This window comes from Stenotrophomonas sp. STEN022 (genome assembly GCF_056760155.1).
On sequence record NZ_JBRREG010000160.1, the window covers coordinates 1 to 6,057 of the forward strand.

Genomic DNA, 6,057 nt, shown 5'->3' on the forward strand with positions numbered 1-6,057 from the left:
GCCCAAAGAGACGCCTTTTCAACAACCGAATGGCTGGTCAGGTACACCCTGCCTACGCGCCTTCCGCGCTACGCGCTCCAGGTTCACTCCGCTGGCAGGATTTTTCGACGATACATCCCTGTATCGTCAAAAAACGACGCACATCCTTGTGCGTCGCCCCGTTCGGGGTCTTGTCTGCCAGCTCCGTCGCTGCGGAAGGGGACCTGGTAGATCAAAAGCTGAAGCAACAGCACAAGCAAAAAGCGCCCTCACCCCAACCCCTCTCCCGCTTCGCAGGAGAGGGGCTATGGAGCAACAGCCAAAGCAACAGCCAAAGCAGCAGCTACGCTCCTCTTTTCAACGCAATCCCTTAAAGTCTTCAGCAGATAAACACCCATACGCCCATGCCACCTCTGGTAAAAATCCGCTCCGAACGCGAACAGATGTCGGCCATCGAACGGCGCATCGCCGACTTCATCCTCGACAACGCACACCTGCTGCGCGACTACTCCTCGCAGCAGCTCGCCAATGCCCTGGATATCAGCCAATCCAGCGTGGTCAAGTTCAGCCAGAAGCTCGGCTTCAAAGGCTATCCAGACTTGAAATACTCGGTAGGCGCCGCCGTCGCCGCTGCCGGCAATGGCGAAAGCACCAGCTGGCCGCCGGAGGACCAACCCGGCGGCTACCTGCTGGTTGCCGAAACCCTGCGCCGTGCCAAAGCCGCTGCCGAAGAAGAAACCATGGCGGCCAACCCGCAGGCCGACGTCGAAGACGTCATCGCTTTGATCGACGACGCCCCAAAGGTCTTCATCTATGGGCTCGGTGATGACGGTCTGTACGCGCGTGAGTTCGCCATGCGGCTGTCGCTGCTGGGCATCCTCACCGTGCAGCAGGCCGATCCCATCCTGATGACCGCCAACCTCTCCGCCGCCCGTCCCGGCGACGTGCTGCTGGTGTTCTCCGAGTTCGGCAAGCTGCCGCAGCTGTGGCAGTTGTCGCGGCAGTTCCAGGAAGTCGGCGGCAAAGTGGTATCGATTACCCGCCATACCGCCAATCCGCTACGCGCGCATGCAGATGCCTCCTTGGCCATCTGCGCACACGACCCGCAGCCCCCCATCGCGCAGCTGCTCTACCGCAGTTCGCTGCAATACCTGCTGGATTTTGTGTTCGTGCTGCTGTGCCAGACCAATCCTGATCGGCAACGGCAACTGGCATTGAACCAGGAACGCATCCAGCACCTGATCGACATCTGACCACGGGAACCGTCGCCATGCTCATCTCGTTCCAACGTAACTTCCGACACCTGCTGGGCTGCGTGTTGATGGTCATCGCCCCGGCCAGCATCGCCGCACCGCTCGCTACTCCAGTACACAGTGCCCGCCAACTGATCGTCGTCACCACACCCAACTGGGACGCGACCAACGCCCACCTGCAGGCCTTTGAACGCACCGCCGGCGGCTGGAAGGCCCACGATGCCGGCTTCGATGTCAGCCTCGGCCGTAGCGGCAGCGCCTGGGGCATAGGCGTGCATCCGCAACAGACAGATGGCCCGCAGAAGCGCGAAGGTGATGGCCGCAGCCCGGCTGGCATCTTCAACATCGGCCCGGCCTTCGGCTATGCCGAGCACATCAGCAGCGCCATGCCCTACCAGCCGATGCTGGCCAGCAGCTATTGCATGGATGTACCGGCCTCGCCGCTGTACAACCAGATCGTCGATGCCGCCAAGGTCGGCGAAGCCGCAGTCAAGGGTTCGACCGAGGCCATGCGCCTGGACCTGCACAACAACGGCGACCGTCGTTACCGCGAAGGCTTCGTCATCGAGCACAACCCCGCTGCGGTGCCCGGCCAGGGCAGCTGCATCTTCGCCCACCTGTGGCGCCAGCCTGGCGAGGCGACCGCCGGCTGCACCGCGATGGAGCCGCAACGCATGTCAGCCTTGCTGGAATGGCTGTCACCCGAGGCCAAGCCGCTGTTCGTGCTGTTGCCCGATGCCGAGTACCAACGCCTGCAGCGCAGCTGGGGCTTGCCCGCACTTCCAGAAACTCCCCGTTGAGCATTTGTCCGGTTCCGGGCATCTTCCCTTCCTTTAGCCAAGCCTTCTCTTCATGACCGACAGCGCACCCGCAAAATCTTCCAAGGTCTCCGCGCCGGTCAAGGTGCTGATCGCGCTGGTGCTGGCCGCCATCGTCGGACTGACGCTGACCGCCTATGACCAGGCGCTCGCACTGAAGATCGCCGACGTATTGCGGCCAATCGGCCGGCTCTGGCTCAATGCCCTGCAGATGACGGTGGTACCGCTGGTTACCGCGCTGGTCATCGTTGGCGTCAATACCGCCAGCAATGCGGCGGCATCGGGACGCACGGCGCGCAATGCGATCATCGTGTTCCTGATCCTGCTGGTTGGCTCGGCGGCGTTCTCGGCCGTCATCACCCCGTTCCTGCTGGACCTGCTGCCGCGCGATGCAGACAACATCCAGGCCTTCCGCGATGCACTACGTTCGCCGGCAACCGCAGCCACGCCGTTGAGTGCCGCGCAGTGGATCAGCTCGCTGATTCCCAGCAACGCGCTGGCTGCCGCCGCCTCCAGTGCGATGTTGCCGCTGGTGGCCTTTGCCATGTTCTTCGGCTTTGCGCTGAGCCGGCAGGAGCCGGAGCGCCGCGACCGCATCCTGGACATCATCCGCATCATCGCCGACACCATGATCACCATCGTGCGCTGGGTGCTGTGGGCCGCACCGGTAGGCGTGTTCGCGCTGGTGTTCGTGGTCTGCGCCGAAGTTGGGATGAGCATCATCGGCGTGCTGGGCTATTACATCGTGCTGATGTGCGTGATCTACATCCTGATCACCCTGCTGCTGTACCTGGTTGCCCGCTTCGCTGCTGGCGAACCGTTCGGCCGCTTTGCCCGGGCACTGGTGCCGGTACAGGTGATTGCCGGCAGCACGCAGTCCTCGCTGGCATCGTTGCCGGCCATGATCGACAGCGCGCGCAACCGCCTTGGCTACCCGGCGGCACTAACCTCGCTGGTGCTGCCAATGGCGGTGTCGCTGTTCCGCATCACCAGCCCGGCGCAGTACATCGCCGTGGCCAGCTTCATCGCCTGGCTGTACGGCATCGACGTGCATGCCTCGCAATATGCAGTGGCGGTGCTGTTGGCGGCGGCGATCAGCATGGGCTCGACTGGCCTGCCCGGCCAAGCCAACTTCATGACCAACAACATGCCGATCACCCAGAGCCTGGGCCTGCCGGTGGAACCGCTGGGCGTGTTGCTGGCGGTGGATACCATTCCCGATGTGTTCTGCACCATCGGCAACGCGACTGGCGGCGTCACCGCAACCGGCATCGTCGCCCGGCACATGGCCCAGCATCCGGAGCAGGACCAGACCAGCGACAGCTGATTGCCTGCAACCACTCCCGCCATCGGCGGGAGTGGTGCTCCATCATTCCTGCGGCGGCAGCGGCGGCGTGCCGTAGGCAGCGTCGGCCGCCATCACGTCGCGGGTGTTCTTCTGCACGGCGACAGCACCGAACAGCGACAACGCGAACGACATGCCGTAGAAACCCTTCTCGCTGAGCAGCAGAGTCGCGTTCCATAGGCCAACCAACAGCAGCAACAACGCGCACAGCAGCGCAAACCAGCACAGGCTGTAATACAGGCTGCTTACCGGGATGCCCTCCAGGCGGTCGCGCACGCTCTTCTGCAGCGAAACCGCCGAGAACAAGCCAAACAGCAGCAGGGTCAGGTAATAGCCCTTTTCATTGAGCAGCATCTCGGCGTTGAATAGGCCAACCAGGTACGCCACCGCCCCCAGCAACAATGCCGTCCATGCGGACGCGATGAACGCGGCGGAGGGGCGATTGATCTGTTGTTTGATCATGAAAACTCCTTTTTTGGTGGATGCAGGGGGCCCAGTTCCACGGGCGCTCGGCGGCTACGGTAAGCGATTCCGCGCGCCACTCCCATCCCCCGAACGGACAGCATCGGCCGCCATGGTGTACAACCCTGCACTGGTATCGCATCCCGCACCCGGAGACCTCCATGCCCCGTACCCTCCTGCTCAGCATGAGCCTGGCCCTGGCCCCCGCCCTGTTCACCAGCGCCTGCGCCGCTGATCCCGACCCGGCCGCAGAGGCCGCAGTAAAGGCAGCGCAATGGCCGTTCACCGCCACCGAGGCAGCCCGCTTCAACGAGCCCTGGGCCATGACCTTCCTGCCCGATGGCAGCCTGCTGATCACCGAAAAGGACGGCAAACTGGTCCACTTCGACCCGGCCAGCGGCAAGCGCGGCAACATCGGCGGCGTCCCGACCGTGGCCTACGGCGGCCAGGGTGGCTTTGGTGACGTGCTGGCCCATCCGCAGTTCGCCAGCAATGGCTTGGTCTATTACAGCTACGCCGAAGACGGCGAGGACGACACCCGTGGTGCCGCCGTCGCCCGCGCCAAGCTGGTATTGAACGCCGATGGCAGTGGCACGTTGAGCGATGCGCAGGTGATCTGGCGGCAGACGCCCAAGGTCACCGGCCGCGGCCACTACGGCCATCGCCTCGCCTTCGGCCCGGATGGCAAGTTGTGGATCAGCTCCAGCGAGCGGCAGAAGTTCGACCCGGCGCAGGACATGAAGACCAACCTAGGCAAGATCATCCGCCTCAACGACGATGGCAGCGTGCCGGCCGACAACCCGTTCGTGGCACAGGGCTCACCGGCTGACCAGGTATGGTCGCTGGGCCACCGCAGCGTGCTGGGTCTAGCCTTCGACGGCAACGGCAAGCTGTGGGAACACGAAATGGGCCCGAAGGGCGGCGACGAGCTGAACCTGATCCAGCGCGGCGGCAACTACGGCTACCCGATCGTCTCCAATGGCGATCATTACGACGGCCGCCCGATTCCCGATCACGACACCCGCCCGGAGTTCATCGCCCCGGTGGTGACCTGGCGCCAGGTGATCTCGCCGGCCGGCTTCATCATCTACAACGGCAAGCAGTTCCCGCAGTGGCAGGGCAGCGGCTTCATTGGCGGACTGTCGTCAAAGTCGCTGGTGCGCGTCGCCTTTGATGGCGACAAGGCCCGCGAAGCCGAGCGCTTTGACATGGGCAACCGCATCCGCGAAGTGGAGCAAGGCCCGGACGGCGCGCTGTGGCTACTGGAAGATGGCGCCAACGCAAAGCTGTTGAAGCTGACGCCGAAAGCAGGCTAAAGCTTCAGGCCCCTGTAGTGCCGAGCCATGCTCGGCAGGGGCTTTGCTGGTAAAGCCCACCTGTAGTGCCGAGCCATGCTCGGCAGATGCCTTATCGGCAATGCCCCTTGCCGAGCATGGCTCGGCACTACCTACATCAGCGCAGGCGTATCGCCAAACCTATCGCCTGCACCAGGCCATAGCTGATCAAGGCCGCCGCCAACGCCAAGGTCAACGGACTGGCGTTGCCCATGCCCGGCCCCATGCCCTGGCTGAAAGCACCGCCATACCAGCGCCAGGCCAAACGTCCGACCAGCAACAACGCCAAGCCACCGCCGATCCACGGATTCGGCGTATAGCCGGCACGCCCATCGCGTGGACTGATCAACGTGTGTTTGAGTGCGAACACGCCCAGTCCAAGCCCGGCGACTGCGCCGGCAACAATTCCCCACGCGACATGCGGGATATATATCGCCGCAGCTACCAGCGCAGCACTCACCAACGACAGGATGCCGATGCGGATGCCATTGCGAACCGGCCGCCACGGTTGCCATCCGAAATGGCGACGGATGCGCCGGTAATACAACCAACCGAAACCAGCCGTCATCAACCAAGGCATGTAGACAGGCAATGCTGCAGGCATGAAGCGTCCCCGTGTTGTAGGAGCGGCGTAAGCCGCGAAGCTGACAATAAACCAGACATCGTACTGCCGAGCCATGCTCGGCAGCGGCCTTACCGGTATAGCCCCACCTGTAGTGCCGAGCTATGCTCGGCAGAGGCTTTATCGGCAATGCTTCAAAAGCCAACCCCTCCCCAACCCTCCCCTACGCCTGCGGCGCAAGGGAGGGAGCGTAGTGCCGAGCCATGCTCGGCAGAAGCCTTACCGGTAGAGCCCCTGCCGAGCA

6 protein-coding genes are annotated in these 6,057 nt (G+C 63.6%); 4 read left to right on the plus strand and 2 right to left on the minus strand.

The window, feature by feature from the left end; translation table 11 throughout:
• Positions 1–383 precede the first annotated feature (383 nt).
• From ACVOMF_RS20305 to ACVOMF_RS20315, 3 genes are all read left to right on the plus strand, one after another.
• Positions 384–1,232 (plus strand): MurR/RpiR family transcriptional regulator, encoded by an 849-nt coding sequence (locus tag ACVOMF_RS20305; RefSeq protein ID WP_481510876.1) that lies wholly within the window; start codon positions 384–386, stop codon positions 1,230–1,232.
• Between the two features lie 68 nt (positions 1,233–1,300).
• Entirely contained in the window at positions 1,301–2,032 is a 732-nt protein-coding gene (locus tag ACVOMF_RS20310) for a L,D-transpeptidase family protein (RefSeq protein ID WP_481510881.1), read from the plus strand.
• 52 nt (positions 2,033–2,084) lie between these two features.
• A complete protein-coding gene (locus ACVOMF_RS20315; protein WP_481510877.1) occupies positions 2,085–3,377 on the plus strand; it encodes a dicarboxylate/amino acid:cation symporter in 1,293 nt (430 codons plus the stop codon).
• Positions 3,378–3,419: 42 nt separating this feature from the next.
• On the opposite strand, the gene yiaA is transcribed toward ACVOMF_RS20315, so the two are convergent.
• Entirely contained in the window at positions 3,420–3,857 is a 438-nt protein-coding gene (yiaA, locus tag ACVOMF_RS20320) for an inner membrane protein YiaA (RefSeq protein ID WP_481510878.1), read from the minus strand.
• A 161-nt stretch (positions 3,858–4,018) separates the two neighbouring features.
• On the opposite strand from yiaA, the gene ACVOMF_RS20325 reads away from it, so the two are divergent.
• Positions 4,019–5,173, plus strand: coding sequence for a PQQ-dependent sugar dehydrogenase (locus tag ACVOMF_RS20325; protein ID WP_481510879.1), 1,155 nt, complete (start codon positions 4,019–4,021; stop codon positions 5,171–5,173).
• Positions 5,174–5,309: 136 nt separating this feature from the next.
• Here ACVOMF_RS20325 and ACVOMF_RS20330 read toward each other — a convergent pair whose 3' ends face one another.
• Positions 5,310–5,795, minus strand: coding sequence for a CcdC protein domain-containing protein (locus tag ACVOMF_RS20330; RefSeq protein WP_481510880.1), 486 nt, complete (start codon positions 5,793–5,795; stop codon positions 5,310–5,312).
• Positions 5,796–6,057: the final 262 nt, after the last annotated feature.